The following is a 14,220-nucleotide window of genomic DNA, read 5'->3' on the forward strand; positions in this document are numbered from 1 at the left end:
GGCTGGCGTGTCCTCAGGCGACCACGATCAGCGGCTGGTCATATTCGACCGGCTGGCCGTTTTCGACCAGCACAGCCTGGACCGTGCCGGCAGAGGGCGCAGTGATCGGGTTCATGACCTTCATGGCCTCGACGATCAGCAGGGTCTGGCCCGCCTTCACCGCGTCACCGACCTTGACGAAGCCGGGGGCGTCCGGCTCAGGCGTCAGGTAGCAGGTGCCGACCATCGGCGATTTGATCGTGCCGGCGGCGGGACCGGCCGCGGGGGCCGGTGCAGCGCTTTCCACGGGCGCAGCAGCAGCCACCGGGGCCGCCGGTGCGGGCGCCGCGGCCATCGGCGCATAGGTCGCGCTCTGGGCGGCGGGGGTGCGGGCGACGCGGATCTTGCGGTCGCCGTCTTCCACCTCAATCTCGGTGAGGTTCGTCGCGTCCAGCATTTTCGCCAGTTCGCGCACCAGCTTAACGTCCACCTGCATCGAGCCTTCGTTGGTCTTGTCGGCCATTGGTCTTCCCTTTGAGAAAGCTTTATTCTGTTCTGGAGTGGGGCTGGGGCCTATTGCCCTTCGCCCGATAAGGCAACCGTTTGCACGCCCTGTCTGGTTCAATCCATCTCAAGCGCCGCTTCCAGCGCTAGCATATAGGAGAGCGCGCCGAAGCCCGCGATGGATCCGCGCGCGGCCATGCCGACATAGCTATGATGGCGGAAGCTCTCCCGCGCGGCGGGGTTGGAGAGGTGAACCTCGATCACTGGCACGGTGATGGATTTGATCGCATCGTGCAGCGCCACGGAAGTGTGCGTGAGGCCGCCGGCGTTCAGGATGACGGCCATCGCTGCTTCCGCATTGGCCTGATGCAGCCAGTCGATCAGATGACCCTCATGGTTGGACTGGCGGAAATCCAGCTCCACGCTGGCGCGCCGGGCCTCGTCTTCCATGCGGTCGGCAATGTCGTCGAGCGTATCATAGCCATAGATTTCCGGCTCGCGCGTGCCGAGCAGGTTGAGATTGGGGCCATTGAGGACATAGATTTTTCGCGCGGCAGTCATGGGGCCATCCGGTCCTTGTTGGTTGCGAGCCTTGGGCTCCACCCTATATGGCGTGGCGAACGGCTCTCAAAGCGAAAGGTGAACACACGGCATGAGCGCGGACGGAACGATCGGCATCCGGGTCAATGGCGAGCATCGCCGCGTGCGCGCCGGACACAGCATCGCGCATCTGGCCAATGAGCTTGGGCTGGCGCCCGAGAAGGTCGCCGTCGAGCGCAATCTGGAGGTGGTGCCCCGCGCGAAGCTGGCCGATGTGATCGTCGAGGATGGCGATGAGCTGGAGATCGTGCACTTCGTCGGCGGGGGGTGATGGGGATGATTAAGGCTTACAATTGCAATCTCTCCGGGCCACCCGTTGATCTGGGAGAGGTCGACAAGGCGGGCGCGCTTGCATTGATTGGAGAGCGCTGGCCATTTGCAGATGTGGTTTTCGAAGACGCCGAAGAGGCTGTCGCCAGAACGATGTTCGGTTTTTCGCGGAGTGATCAGGACTTCATTGAAATCAATCTGGCGAGTGTAAACCTAGTTACGGTGCGTCACGAAATGAGATCTGCCGGTGTGCTGAGTTGGTTGTTCGGACCTCGGCCCTATCTGGTGGAATTGAACGGACGTCTGGCGCTTGAGGCGCTTGTAACTGCTTATGCGACGAGCACAGAGCAATGCATGGAAATCATGCGATCTTATCCTAATAAGGCGACAAGATGACTAAAATGACCAACATCGCCGATGATAGCTGGAGCGTGGCCGGGCGCACCTTCCGCTCGCGGCTGATCGTCGGGACAGGCAAATATCGCGATTTCGCCGAGAACGCCGCCGCGGTTGAGGCGTCGGGCGCGGAGATCGTCACCGTGGCGGTGCGCCGGGTGAATGTGTCCGACCCCAAGGCACCGATGCTCACCGACTTCATCGACCCCAAGAAGATCACCTATCTGCCGAACACCGCCGGCTGCTTCACGGCTGAAGACGCGATCCGCACGCTGCGGCTTGCGCGCGAGGCGGGCGGCTGGGATCTGGTGAAGCTGGAAGTGCTGGGCGAAGCCCGCACGCTTTACCCGAACATGGTCGAGACCATCCGTGCGACGGAAATTCTCGCCAAGGAGGGCTTCAAGCCGATGGTCTACTGCACCGACGACCCAATCGCCGCGCAGCAGCTGGAGAGTGCGGGCGCGGTGGCGATCATGCCGCTTGGCGCGCCCATCGGCTCGGGCCTGGGCCTCCAGAACCGGGTGACCATCCGTCTGATCGTGGAAGGCACCAAGCTCCCGGTGCTGGTCGATGCCGGCGTCGGCACGGCTTCCGATGCAGCGGTGGCGATGGAGCTGGGCTGCACCGGCGTACTGATGAACACCGCCATTGCAGAAGCCAAGAACCCGGTGCTGATGGCGGCCGCGATGAAGGCGTCGGTCGAAGCTGGGCGCATGGCCTACCTCGCCGGGCGCATGGGGCGACGCATGTATGCCGACCCCTCAAGTCCGCTCGCTGGCTTGATCTGAGCCAAGCGCGGCCAACCGCTGGTCGTATTTGTCGGAACCAGCCGCCTCCCAACTCGTTTGATTTTCAGACGGTCGGATCGTCCGGCCGTAGCAAAATTCAGCGATTGGAGACCTATCATGGGTGAATTGATCGACAAGGCCAAGGGCGCCGCGAACGAGGCGGTCGGCAAGGCCAAGCAGGAGATCGGCAAGCAGCGCAACGATCCCGATCAGCAGGCGGAAGGTCTCGGTCAGGAGCTCAAGGGCAAGGGCCAAGGCCTCAAGGGCTCCGTGAAGGGAGCCCTCGGCGACCGGGTCTGACCCCAAGCCGTAACGCTCAAGCGTTTTTGATGAAGGTCGTACTCGCAGAAGCGAGTGCGGCCTTCATTGTTTATGTCCGAGCAGGCACCGATCACCCGGTGCGGTTCGGTTTCCCTACCGCCTCGTGCAATCCGGGCATTTGACCGTCCGGTCCCGCGCTCTTATGGGCGGATCAGCTTTCGCTCCATCCGTGCCAAGGAGACACGCGTGAAGAAACTCTATCCCGATGCTGCAGCCGCTCTCGATGGCCTGCTCCACGACGGAATGCTCATTTGCGCCGGCGGGTTCGGCCTGTGCGGAATCCCCGAGCGCCTGATCGACGCGATCCGCGATTCTGGCGTGAAGGATCTCACCTTCGCCTCCAACAACGCCGGCATCGACGGCGAAGGGCTGGGCAAGCTGCTGCGCACCCGCCAGGTGAAGAAGATGATTTCGTCCTATGTCGGCGAGAACAAGGAGTTCGAGCGGCAATATCTGGCAGGCGAGCTGGAGGTGGAGTTCTGTCCGCAGGGCACGCTGGCCGAGCGCTGCCGGGCCGGCGGTGCGGGCATTCCGGGCTTCTACACCAAGACCGGTGTGGGCACGCAAGTTGCCGAGGGCAAGGAAACCAAGATTTTCGATGGGCAGGAATATGTGCTCGAGCGCGGCATCTATGCCGATCTGTGCATCATCAAGGGCTGGAAGGCCGATGAAGCGGGCAATCTGATTTTCCGCAAGACCGCGCGGAATTTTAACCAGCCGATGGCCACCGCCGGCAAGATCTGCGTCGCGGAAGTCGAGGAAGTGGTGCCCGTGGGCAGCCTCGATCCGGACAGCATCCATCTGCCCGGCATCTATGTGAAGCGCATGATCGTCGGCGCGCCCTATGACAAGAAGATCGAATTCCGCACTGTCCGCGAAAGGGAGGCCGCATAATGGGCTGGTCACGCGATGAAATGGCCGCGCGCGCCGCGAAGGAGCTGCAGGACGGCTTCTATGTGAATCTCGGCATCGGCATCCCGACGCTGGTCGCCAATCACATCCCGCCGGGCGTGGAGGTGACGCTGCAGAGCGAGAACGGCATGCTCGGCATCGGCCCGTTCCCTTATGATGACGAGGTCGATCCCGATCTCATCAATGCCGGCAAGCAGACGATCAGCGAACTGCCGAGCAGCGTCTATTTCTCCAGCGCGGACAGCTTCGCGATGATCCGCGGCGGCCACATCGATCTCACCGTGCTGGGGGCGATGGAAGTCTCCGAAAAGGGCGACATCGCCAACTGGATGATCCCCGGCAAAATGATCAAGGGCATGGGCGGCGCGATGGACCTCGTCGCCGGCGTCAAGAAGATCATCGTGGTCATGGAGCACACCGCCAAGGACGGCAGCCCCAAGTTCATCCCGGAATGCACGCTGCCGCTCACCGGCCGGGACGTGGTGGACATGATCGTTACCGATCTTTGCGTCTTCCAGCGCGCTTCGCACGATCAGCCGTTCCGCCTCGTGGAGCTGGCGCCGGGTGTTACCGCTGAGGAAGTCGCGGCCAAGACGACGGCGCATTACGTTTCGTAGGGCGTCGGGTTAGCGCGTGGTAGTCACCTCTTCTCTTCGGAGGAGGGGCGGTTCCGAGCGCTCCGCTGCCCCGCCAACACTCCGCATCCCGGACTTGATCCGGGATGACGCTTCTTGTTCAGCGATCGCGCACCAGGCAGCGGAACGCCCGGATCAAGTCCGCGCCGACGAGAGGAGGAGCGCCGCGCGCGGCATTGAAACGGAGTTCAACCGCCCGATATTGGGGCTTCCCCCCCGACGGCGACAGATGTAGGGCAGCCCCATTATGACCCAGGCCCGCACCCTTTATGAGAAGATCTGGGACGCGCACGTCGTCGAGAAGCGCGACGATGGCACGTGCCTGATCTATATCGACCGCCACCTCGTCCATGAAGTGACCAGCCCGCAGGCGTTCGAGGGGCTCCGCCTTGCCGGGCGCAAGGTGCGCCGGCCCGATCTCACACTGGCTGTGCCGGATCATAACGTGCCGACCACGGCCCGCGTGGATGCGCAGGGCAATCGCATTCCTATCGTCAACAAGGAAAGCGCGCAGCAGCTCGCCGCGCTGGAGCGCAATGCGCCCGAGTTCGGCATCCGCTATTTCGGCGCGACCGATATCAATCAGGGCATCGTCCACGTCGTCGGCCCCGAGCAGGGCTTCACCTTGCCCGGCATGACTCTGGTCTGCGGGGATAGCCACACGGCCGCGCACGGCGCGCTGGGCGCGCTGGCGTTCGGCATCGGCACCAGCGAGGTCGAGCATGTGCTCGCCACGCAGACGTTGCTGCTCAAGCCGAGCAAGACGCTCGCCATCGAGGTCGAGGGCGAGCTGGGCTATGGCGTCACCGCCAAGGACGTGATCCTCGCCGTCATCGGCCGCATCGGCACCGCCGGCGGCACCGGCCATGTCATGGAATTCCGCGGCTCGACTTTCCGCGCCATGAGCATCGAGAGCCGGCTGACCGTCGCCAATATGGCGATCGAGGGTGGCGCGCGCTCGGGACTCTTTGCGCCGGACGAGAAGACGTTCGAATACATCAAGGGCCGCCCGATGGCGCCGCAGGGTGCCGATTGGGATCGCGCCGTCGCCTATTGGCGCACGCTGGTCACGGACGAAGGCGCGGTGTTCGACAAGCATGTGCGGCTGGAGGCGAGCGAGATCGCACCGACCGTCACCTGGGGCACCAGCCCCGAGGACGTGGTGCCGATCACCGGCGTCGTGCCCGATCCGGAGAGCTTCGAGGACCCCTCCAAGCGGGAAGCTGCGGCCAAGTCGCTCGCCTATATGGGCCTCAACGCCGGCCAGCGCATGGAAGACGTGCCGGTCGAGCATATCTTCATCGGCAGCTGCACCAACAGCCGCATCGAGGATCTGCGCGCGGCCGCGTCGGTGCTCAAGGGCCGCAAGGTTGCCGACGGCATCAAGCAGGCGCTGATCGTGCCCGGCTCCGGTCTGGTCAAGCATCAGGCCGAGGCTGAGGGGCTGGATCGCATCTTCATTGAGGCCGGGTTCGAATGGCGCGAGCCGGGCTGCTCCATGTGCCTGGGCATGAATCCGGATCGTGTTCCCAGTGGCGAGCGTTGTGCCTCTACGAGCAACCGCAACTTCATGGGTCGGCAGGGGCCGGGTGCGCGCACCCATCTCGTCTCGCCGGTGATGGCCGCCGCCGCCGCGATCAGGGGTCGACTTGCGGACGTTCGCGAACTAATGGTGCCCGAGCAAGCGTAAGGGGACGCAATGAAAGTCATTTTCTGGATTTTGGTCGCCGGTGCTCTCGGCAGCGCCGCCATGGCCATGGGCCTCGGCCAGTCCGTCGCTGTGCCCGCAAAGGCGGAAAAGCCGGCCGCGCGCTGAGTTGAGGACGACGTTAGACGGGTGCGGACTTCTCAATCTGCGCTGTCAGGCCATCGAAACACGCAGCTTCATGCGGCGACAAGTCTCGTCATAACCGGCCGGATCGGGCGCTTCGACCACCTCGAAGCCTTGCGAGGCCCAAAAGCTGTCTGCGCCATTGACGGCCGTCAGCCAGATTTCATCAACACCCTCGAGACGCGCCTGCGCAACGACCAGCGCCAGCGCAGTGCGCCCGGCGCCACTGCCGCGCGCGTCGGGCAGCAGGGCAAGATCGTGCAGATAATAGCTGCCGGGGTTCTCGGGAATGGCGCCCAATGGGGCATTGAAGGCGGGCACGCTGTTCCCTTCCCAAGGGTGGGCGACAAGATAGCCGAGCACGCGCCCGGCATCCTCGAAGACGAAACAGCCCGCCGGATGCAGGCCGAGGCGCTCGGCGTAGATCGCTTCATCCTCGGTATAGTGGCCATGGACCGCATCGGAGATCGCCTTGACTGCCGCCATGTCACTGGCGCGCATCGGCCGCCATGTGCCGCTTGTTGCCATTGCCTCATCTCCTCCGCACATCGCCGTCGGCCGCCTGCATATCGGGTCGGCATCTTGACGCAAGCGCGCACATCCGCCACTTGACCGGTCAAACAGCCCGTCATCAGCAGGACCAGCATGGAACCCGTCACCACCGTCGAAGGTCGCGCCTATCCCTTCGGCCTGAAGAATGTCGATACCGACATCATCATTCCGGCCGAATGGCTCAAGACCATCAGCCGCACGGGCCTGGGCAAAGGCGCGTTCGAGGCGCTGCGCAAGGAGCCGGGCAATGTGTTCGACGACCCGCGCTATGCCGGTGCGCCGATCATCGTGGCGGGCGACAATTTCGGCTGCGGGTCGAGCCGCGAACATGCCGCCTGGGCGCTGATCGACATGGGCGTGCGGGCCGTCATCGCGCCGAGCTTCTCGGATATTTTCTCCGGCAATGCCTTCAAGAACGGCATCCTGACCGTCGTGTTGCCGCAGGAAGCGGTCGACCGGTTGCTGGAGGTCGCCAAGACCGATCCGATCAGCATCGACCTTGAGAACCAGTCGGTGACGACGCCGTTTCAGGACCGCTTCACCTTCGAGATCGACCCGTTCCGCAAGAGCTGCCTGCTGGGCGGGCTCGACGAGATCGGCCTGACGATGGCGCAGGGCGATACCATCGGCATGTTCGAAGCGCGCGATGCGCAGACGCGGCCCTGGCTGGTGCCGGCGGCCGCCTGAATTCGACGCGGCGGGACTTCCGGCGCGTTGCCAAGGGAGCGCCTGCTTCCTAAGTAGAACCTCTATTCAGTTACCTCCAGATGAAGGTGCGTCTTTCATGAGTTCATTCGACGATCGCGAGAAGGCGTTCGAAACCAAGTTCGCCATGGATCAGGAACTCGCGTTCCGGGTCGCTGCCCGGCGCAACCGCCTGCTGGGCGAGTGGGCGGCCGGCCTGATGGGGCTGACCAAGGAAGAGACCGATGCCTATGCCAAGGCGGTCGTCCAGGCGGACTTCGAGGAAGCCGGCGATGAGGACGTGATCCGCAAGGTGATGGGCGATCTCGTATCGGCCGGTGTGGACATGGACGAGCAGCGCGTGCGCGCGGCGCTGAGCGACAAGGCCGCCGAGGCGCGTCGCCAGTTCATGCAGGAAGAGAATTGAGGGGCTTTTGACATGCCCATGGCGGCTGGCGATATCGAGGCGATGATCCTCGCGGCTTTCCCGGATGCGACGGTGGAGATCACCGATCTGGCCGGCGATGGCGACCATTATGCGGCGCGGGTCACCTCCGAGAGCTTTCGGGGGATGAATCGCATTGCCCAGCAGCGTGCGGTCTATGCCGCGCTGGGCGGGCGCATGGGCGGAGAGCTTCACGCCTTGCAACTGACCACGGCCGTTCCCAACTGATAGCGCAGCGCCGGCATCGCGCCGCACTGCTGCCCGGAGACCAGACATGACCGACCCCGTCCACGCCCGCATCGCCGATATCGTCGGCAAGAACGATGTCGTGCTCTTCATGAAAGGCACGCCCTTGTTCCCACAATGCGGGTTCTCGAGCCGCGCCATTGCCATTCTGGAACGGCTCGGCGCGCCCTTCGAGAGCGTGGATGTGCTGCAGGATCAGGAGATCCGCCAGGGCATCAAAAGCTTTTCCGACTGGCCGACCATTCCCCAGCTTTACGTAAAGGGCGAGTTCCTTGGCGGGTCGGACATCATGATGGAAATGTACGAGGCGGGCGAGCTCAAGCAGCTTCTCACAGAGCAGGGCGTCATCGCCGCCTGATCGGATTCCATTTGGTTCTTCAAGCGGGCGCGGGGCAAAAAGCCCGGCGCCCGTTTTGCGTTCGGGCGCCGGAGTTCGGAGGGATTGGGAGACAAAAGGATTGGGGGACAGGCAAGAAGACCGGGTGCCCGTCCCCCAAAGCGGGTGTGTCGACAAGAAGAGCAAGCGCCGTGCCAGTTTCTCCGGGTGAGGGAAGCGGGCGGCGACGCTGGTTAAGGGCGGGGCAAGAGGTTGCGACCTGTAAAGCGCTCCGACAGTTTCGCTTGCGCCTTGCAATGGGCGGCGGCCGTGACACATGGAAGAGATGATGCCTGCTGCCCCCAGTCTCGCCGCCGACACCGGCCGGGTCATGCGCCTGTCGCCGCTGGTGCAGCGCGTGCTGGCACCCAATCCCTCGCCCTTCACTTTTGAGGGGACGCAGACCTATCTGGTGGGCAACAGCGACCTTGCCGTAATCGATCCCGGCCCGGATGATCCCGCCCATTTGGATGCACTGGAAGCGGCGGTTGCCGGTCGCCCCGTCATTGCTATCGCCTGCACCCACACCCATCGCGATCACAGCCCGGCGGCGCGGCCGCTGGCACAGCGCATTGGCGCGCCGATCATCGGCTGCGCGCCGCTGACGCTGGAGGATGACGGGCCGCGCGCCGATGCGGCATTCGACCCCGATTACAGTCCCGACCGGGTGCTCGCGGAGGGCGAGCAAATCGTGGGCACGGGCTGGACTCTTACGGCGCTGGCGACGCCCGGCCACACCTCCAATCATCTGTGCTACGCGCTCGAGGAAGAAGCGGCGCTGTTCACCGGCGACCATGTGATGAGCTGGTCTACGAGCGTCGTCTCGCCGCCGGATGGCGACATGAGCGATTATCTCGCCTCGTTGGAGCGTCTCGTCGCCCGCTCGGACAGCATCTATTATCCAGCCCATGGCGAACCGGTGACGCAGCCCCAGCGCTTCGCTCGCGGCATGCTGGGGCATCGGCGGATGCGGGAAGGGCAGATCCTGCGCATTCTGGAGCGGCAGGGCGCTGTCACCATCCCGGATTTCGTCGCGAGCATGTATGTGGGCCTCAATCCGCGCCTGCATGGCGCCGCCGGACGATCCGTGCTGGCCCATCTCATCGATCTGCAACGGCGGGGGCTGGTAGAGGATAGTGCTGACGGGGTCTGGGCGAGGGTGCTGATTTAGGCGCTTGACGGAAGGCGCGAACAGGATCAGCTTCCCCGCCGTCCAGGCAACGGTGGGGGGACCGTCATGGCAACACTTGCTTCAGGCATCAGATCCGAGATCGAGCGCGAGCGCAGCTTCTTCCTCAAATTGGCGCTGGCGATGGCCTTTGTCATTGTGGCGGGCTTCTCATTCAATGTCGCCGCCGGCCGCTCGACCTTCGCCGCGCCGCTGCTGCTTCATGTCCACGCACTGGTTTTCTTCGGCTGGCTGGTTCTTTTCGTCGCCCAATCTTTTCTGGCGGCTAGCGGCTCGGTGCGCCTGCACCGGCGACTTGGTCTGCTCGCGCTGCTCTGGGTGCCGGTCATGGTCGTGCTGGGTCTGGCGGTGACGCGTCATTCGGTGCGCGCAATCGGCGGGCCTCCTTTCTTCGATACTAATGAATTTCTCTTCGGCAACAGCATCGGCCTGCTGGCTTTCGCGCTCACCGTGGGTGCGGCGCTCGTCATGCGCGCGCGTCCCGACTGGCACCGGCGGCTGATGTGCGGCGCCATGGCCGGGCTGACCGGCCCCGGCTTCGGGCGGCTGCTGCCGATGCCGTTCCTCATCCCCTGGGGCTGGTGGGTCGCGGCTGTCGTGGCGCCCATGATGTTTATCCTGGCCGGCATGGTGTGGGACTGGCGGCGCAAAGGACGGGTCCACGCTGCATGGCTGTGGGGAGCGGGCATCCTGATTGGCAGTCAGCTCGTGGCCGATGCCATCGCCTACAGCCCGATGGGCCTTGCCATCACGCGCGATATGGTCGCCGGGACACCCGGCGCGATGCGCGATATGCGGGCCTTCTTCCCCTGAGCGCGGTTAGAGGTTGATCGCCGGGCGCTTCGTGGCCATCTCCCCCGCATGACAAAGGAGATTCGGTGATGGATGCACGCGGCGGGATCGGCGGAAGTCTTGCGGGGCTGGACCTGCTGGAGGAGATCAATCGCCTGCGCAAGGAGCGCAACGCGGTCATCCTCGCGCATTACTACCAGAAGCCGCAGATCCAAGACCTGGCCGACTTTGTGGGCGACAGCCTGGAGCTGTCCCGCAAGGCGGCGGAGACGGATGCGGACGTGATCGCATTTTGCGGTGTACGCTTCATGGCCGAGACGGCGAAGATCCTCAGCCCCGAGAAGATCGTGATCCTGCCGGACATGGACGCCGGCTGCAGCCTGGAAGACAGCTGCCCGCCCGCGCAGTTCAAGGCCTTCCGCGAGGCCCATCCCGATCATATCGCGCTCAGCTACATCAATTGCTCGGCGGAGGTGAAGGCGCTCAGCGACATTATCGTCACCAGCTCGTCTGCCGAGAAAATCCTGAGCAAGCTCCCCAAGGACCAGAAGATCATCTTCGGGCCGGACAAGCATCTGGGTGGCTATATAGCGCGCAAGCTGGGGCGTGAGATGCTGCTCTGGCCGGGCGTGTGCATCGTGCATGAGAGCTTCAGCGAGACCGAGCTGCTCAAGCTCAAGGCCATGCACCCCGGCGCGCCCGTCGCGGCGCACCCGGAATGCCCGCCGGCTATTATCGATCATGCCGATTATGTCGGCTCGACCAGCGGCATCCTGCAATATGCCAAGGATATGCCGGGCGACACGCTGATTGTTGCGACCGAGCCGCACATCATCCACCAGATGGAAAAGGCGATCCCCCAAAAGCGCTTCGTCGGCGCGCCGGGTGCGGACGGCAACTGCAATTGCAACGTCTGCCCCTATATGGCGCTCAACACGCTGGAGAAGCTCTACATCGCGCTCCGCGATCTCCAGCCGCGCATCGAGATGGATGAGCAGCTGCGGGTCGCCGCGAAGAAGAGCCTCGATCGCATGCTGGATCTTGCCAGCGATACGGTCGGGCAGGGCGACGTGGGAGCTCGGTGAGCGGGGAACCGCCCCGGTGATCGTCCGCCTGCGCTCGCTCTGGCTGAACGTTAACGCGAGCTACTGGTTTTATCCGGCGCTATTCACGATGCTCGCCCTCGCGCTGGCGATCGTCACTATCGCCATCGATCGCTCGGGGCAGGCCGCCCATCTCGTCAAGTTCGTGGATGCCGCGCGGCCGGAGGGGGCGCGCAATGTCCTCAACGTGATTGCCGGATCGATGATCGGCGTGGCGTCGACCGTTTTCTCGATCACCATTGCCGCCGTGGTCTATGCCTCGGGTAATTACGGCCCGCGCCTGCTCATCAATTTCATGGAAGATCGCGGCAACCAGCTCTCGCTGGCGACGTTCATCGGCACGTTCGTCTATGCCGTTATGGTCCTCCGGGTCGTCCGGGAGGCGGCGGAATCCAGTGTCGATGTGGGGTTCGTGCCGCAACTCTCGCTGGTCATCGCCACCGGCCTGATGCTGATTTCCATCGGCGTGCTGGTCTTCTTCCTCAATCATGTGCCCGCCAGCATCCGCATCAATTCCGTACTTGAGGAGATCGGACGGCGCCTGACCAAGGAAGTGCGCCAGCGCTTTCCGAAAGAGGGCGACGATGTGGAGATGATGGCGTTGTCCGACGGGCAGATCGTGCCGGCGACGGGCCGCGGCTACATCCAGATCGTCGATTTCTCGGGCCTGGCTGACGTTGCCCGCGAGCACAAATGCCGCGTGGTCATGCGCCTGCGTCCCGGCGATTTTGTCCATCCCGAGATTGGCTTGATGTCCGTCCACGGCTGTCATGTGGATGATGAGATGGCCGAGCAGTTGCGGGACTGTTTCTCCCTCGCTGGATTTCGGTCTCCGGCGCAGGACATCGAATTTCTGATCGACGAGCTGGTCGAGATTGGCTTGCGCGCCCTGTCGCCTGGCATCAACGATCCCTTCACGGCGGTGACCGCGATGCATTGGCTCGGCGCTTCGATGAGCGAACTTGCCCGGCGCGATCTGCGCAGCAGGCCGGGAGAGGAAGAAGAAGACTGGCAGCGTGTCATTCCGCTCGATGACGATTTCGATCATTTCCTGCGGCGCGGTTTCGGCTCCCTGCGCTCGGCCGCCGCGACCAGCCCTATTGCCGCGGCGCAGTTTCTCGATTGTCTGCTGGGCATTTCCTCCGGCCTCGCTTCGCAGCCCCGGCGGGAGGCGCTGCGGCTGGAAGGCGAGCGGTTGATGGCGCAGGCGCGGATCGCGCTGGCCGGTCCCTCCCTCGCCGAGCTTGAGGAACGCTCTTGCGCTTTCGAGGCGGCGATGAAAAAGCGAGCGCATCATGCCCTTCACACTTGACCGCTTCGACCTCGACGCCTTCGTCGCCGCCACCCTCGCCGAGGACCTTGATGGTCCTGTAAACGGGGGCGGGCGGGATGTGACGTCGCAGAGCGTCATTCCCGCCGATGCGGTGTTCAGCGGCGTCATGGACAGTCGCGACGCGGTGACGGTTGCGGGCCTGCCGTTGGCCGAAGCCTTCTTCCGTGCGCTCGATCCCGATGTCGAGATCACGCTGCTCGTCACGGATGGTGATCAGGTGCCGGCCGGCACTGACCTGATGCGCCTGAAGGGCCGCGCACGCGGGATGCTCACGGCGGAGCGGTCGGCGCTCAACACCGTCCAGCACTTGACCGGCATCGCCACGATGACGCGGGCCTATGTGGACCGCATCGCCGGCACCGGGGCGACGCTGCTCGATACGCGCAAGACCATCCCCGGCCTGCGAGTGCTGGAGAAATATGCCACGCGCATGGGCGGCGCGAAAAACCACCGCATGGGCCTGTGGGATGCGGCGATGATAAAGGACAATCACGTCGCCGTCGCCGGTTCGGTGGAAGAGGCCGTCCGTCGCGCGGTTGCCGCCGGGATTGCCGAGGTAATCGTGGAGGTCGACCGGATCGACCAGATCGAGCCGGCCATCGCGGCCGGGGCGACCCATCTGCTGCTCGACAACATGTCGCCGGGCGTTCTGCGCGGCGCTGTCACGCTGGTTGGAAAGCGCGTGCCCACGGAGGCCTCTGGCGGGGTTACGCTGGAGACCATCCGTGCCATCGCCAGCACCGGCGTCGATTATGTCAGCGTCGGGAGGTTGACCCAATCGGCGCCAGCGGCGGATATCGGCCTCGATTTCAGCAACATTTAGGCTCACGGCGCCGACGAACAACGCCTGCTTGTTTAGCCTTCGATAATCGCTGTCTGGGGATGGTGCTTGTCGAGATGCTTGCGGATGATCCGCAGGTTGCGCGTGTTCGAGCGGAACATGACGTCGAAGGCATCGCCGACCAGCGGAACCGCGCCGATTGCGGTGTCGAAGGCGACATTGCCGCTCATCCGTAGCAACTGCCAGCGCGGCATCCCGAGATTACGGGCCTCCCATACAATCCATGCGCCCATGGCCGCTGCGAGAAGATCGCCGACGATGGGAATGATGCCGAGCATGGCGTCTAGCCCGACGCGGATGCGCGTTCCGGGGACGACCATCGCATTTTCGAGCACCTGCTCCATCATCTCGATGCGCCGCCGCACCGCATGAGGATCGCGGCCAAGCCGCGAACCGGCGAGGCTCTCAAACTGTCTCGCCATC

Annotated in this window: 19 protein-coding genes and 1 pseudogene; 16 read left to right on the forward strand and 4 right to left on the reverse strand. The window is 64.1% G+C overall.

Going from position 1 to position 14,220, the window contains the following annotated elements; translation table 11 throughout:
• Positions 1 to 13: 13 nt before the first annotated feature.
• Positions 14 to 502 carry an acetyl-CoA carboxylase biotin carboxyl carrier protein gene (gene accB, locus M2337_RS08035; RefSeq protein ID WP_264569795.1) on the reverse strand — a complete coding sequence of 163 codons (489 nt, stop codon included), beginning with the start codon at positions 500 to 502 and terminating at the stop codon, positions 14 to 16.
• A gap of 98 nt (positions 503 to 600) precedes the next feature.
• Positions 601 to 1,044 (reverse strand): type II 3-dehydroquinate dehydratase, encoded by a 444-nt coding sequence (gene aroQ / locus M2337_RS08040; RefSeq protein WP_264569796.1) that lies wholly within the window; start codon positions 1,042 to 1,044, stop codon positions 601 to 603.
• Positions 1,045 to 1,135: 91 nt separating this feature from the next.
• Here aroQ and thiS point away from each other — a divergent pair, with 91 nt between their 5' ends.
• The 7 genes and pseudogenes from thiS (at position 1,136) to leuC (ending at position 6,095) form a co-directional block, all read left to right on the forward strand.
• Complete coding sequence (gene thiS / locus M2337_RS08045; protein WP_413716268.1) at positions 1,136 to 1,354, forward strand: sulfur carrier protein ThiS; 219 nt, start codon at positions 1,136 to 1,138, stop codon at positions 1,352 to 1,354.
• Positions 1,354 to 1,749, forward strand: a complete 396-nt coding sequence (locus M2337_RS08050; RefSeq protein WP_264569797.1) for a hypothetical protein — start codon at positions 1,354 to 1,356, stop codon at positions 1,747 to 1,749. Before thiS ends, M2337_RS08050 begins: the two co-directional genes overlap by 1 nt.
• Before the next feature lie 14 nt (positions 1,750 to 1,763).
• Positions 1,764 to 2,537 (forward strand): annotated as a pseudogene (locus M2337_RS08055) (bifunctional sulfur carrier protein/thiazole synthase protein); the annotation flags it as partial.
• 117 nt (positions 2,538 to 2,654) lie between these two features.
• The gene (locus M2337_RS08060) at positions 2,655 to 2,837 is read left to right on the forward strand and encodes a CsbD family protein (protein WP_264569799.1); all 183 of its coding nucleotides are present in this window, start codon (positions 2,655 to 2,657) and stop codon (positions 2,835 to 2,837) included.
• Between the two features lie 207 nt (positions 2,838 to 3,044).
• A complete protein-coding gene (locus tag M2337_RS08065) occupies positions 3,045 to 3,752 on the forward strand; it encodes a CoA transferase subunit A (RefSeq protein WP_264569800.1) in 708 nt (235 codons plus the stop codon).
• Positions 3,752 to 4,387, forward strand: a complete 636-nt coding sequence (locus M2337_RS08070; RefSeq protein WP_264569801.1) for a CoA transferase subunit B — start codon at positions 3,752 to 3,754, stop codon at positions 4,385 to 4,387. The genes M2337_RS08065 and M2337_RS08070 overlap by 1 nt, the downstream gene beginning before the upstream one ends.
• Before the next feature lie 265 nt (positions 4,388 to 4,652).
• On the forward strand, positions 4,653 to 6,095 hold the full coding sequence (gene leuC, locus M2337_RS08075; protein ID WP_264569802.1) for a 3-isopropylmalate dehydratase large subunit: 1,443 nt from the start codon (positions 4,653 to 4,655) through the stop codon (positions 6,093 to 6,095).
• 171 nt (positions 6,096 to 6,266) lie between these two features.
• Here leuC and M2337_RS08080 read toward each other — a convergent pair whose 3' ends face one another.
• On the reverse strand, positions 6,267 to 6,764 hold the full coding sequence (locus M2337_RS08080) for a GNAT family N-acetyltransferase (protein ID WP_264569803.1): 498 nt from the start codon (positions 6,762 to 6,764) through the stop codon (positions 6,267 to 6,269).
• A 117-nt stretch (positions 6,765 to 6,881) separates the two neighbouring features.
• On the opposite strand from M2337_RS08080, the gene leuD reads away from it, so the two are divergent.
• The 9 genes from leuD to nadC all read left to right on the forward strand — a co-directional run bounded on the left by leuD (position 6,882) and on the right by nadC (position 13,779).
• Positions 6,882 to 7,475, forward strand: coding sequence for a 3-isopropylmalate dehydratase small subunit (leuD, locus tag M2337_RS08085; RefSeq protein WP_264569804.1), 594 nt, complete (start codon positions 6,882 to 6,884; stop codon positions 7,473 to 7,475).
• A 97-nt stretch (positions 7,476 to 7,572) separates the two neighbouring features.
• Complete coding sequence (locus tag M2337_RS08090; protein ID WP_264569805.1) at positions 7,573 to 7,899, forward strand: DUF1476 domain-containing protein; 327 nt, start codon at positions 7,573 to 7,575, stop codon at positions 7,897 to 7,899.
• A 12-nt stretch (positions 7,900 to 7,911) separates the two neighbouring features.
• A complete protein-coding gene (locus M2337_RS08095) occupies positions 7,912 to 8,145 on the forward strand; it encodes a BolA/IbaG family iron-sulfur metabolism protein (protein WP_181559130.1) in 234 nt (77 codons plus the stop codon).
• 46 nt (positions 8,146 to 8,191) lie between these two features.
• Positions 8,192 to 8,521, forward strand: a complete 330-nt coding sequence (grxD, locus tag M2337_RS08100) for a Grx4 family monothiol glutaredoxin (protein ID WP_264569806.1) — start codon at positions 8,192 to 8,194, stop codon at positions 8,519 to 8,521.
• Positions 8,522 to 8,825: 304 nt separating this feature from the next.
• Complete coding sequence (locus M2337_RS08105) at positions 8,826 to 9,710, forward strand: MBL fold metallo-hydrolase (RefSeq protein WP_413716192.1); 885 nt, start codon at positions 8,826 to 8,828, stop codon at positions 9,708 to 9,710.
• A gap of 66 nt (positions 9,711 to 9,776) precedes the next feature.
• Positions 9,777 to 10,541: a hypothetical protein gene (locus M2337_RS08110; RefSeq protein WP_264569808.1), complete on the forward strand. Its 765-nt coding sequence runs from the start codon at positions 9,777 to 9,779 to the stop codon at positions 10,539 to 10,541.
• A 68-nt stretch (positions 10,542 to 10,609) separates the two neighbouring features.
• A complete protein-coding gene (gene nadA / locus M2337_RS08115; RefSeq protein WP_264572211.1) occupies positions 10,610 to 11,605 on the forward strand; it encodes a quinolinate synthase NadA in 996 nt (331 codons plus the stop codon).
• Between the two features lie 16 nt (positions 11,606 to 11,621).
• Positions 11,622 to 12,935: a DUF2254 domain-containing protein gene (locus M2337_RS08120; RefSeq protein WP_264569809.1), complete on the forward strand. Its 1,314-nt coding sequence runs from the start codon at positions 11,622 to 11,624 to the stop codon at positions 12,933 to 12,935.
• A complete protein-coding gene (gene nadC, locus M2337_RS08125) occupies positions 12,919 to 13,779 on the forward strand; it encodes a carboxylating nicotinate-nucleotide diphosphorylase (RefSeq protein ID WP_264569810.1) in 861 nt (286 codons plus the stop codon). Before M2337_RS08120 ends, nadC begins: the two co-directional genes overlap by 17 nt.
• Positions 13,780 to 13,811: 32 nt before the next feature.
• Here the strand turns inward: nadC and M2337_RS08130 are convergent, their stop codons facing one another.
• The gene (locus tag M2337_RS08130) at positions 13,812 to 14,219 is read right to left on the reverse strand and encodes a DUF4112 domain-containing protein (protein ID WP_264569811.1); all 408 of its coding nucleotides are present in this window, start codon (positions 14,217 to 14,219) and stop codon (positions 13,812 to 13,814) included.
• Between the last annotated feature and the right edge of the window lies 1 nt (position 14,220).

This window comes from Sphingobium sp. B2D3A (genome assembly GCF_025961795.1).
Taxonomy (GTDB): Bacteria; Pseudomonadota; Alphaproteobacteria; order Sphingomonadales; family Sphingomonadaceae; genus Sphingobium.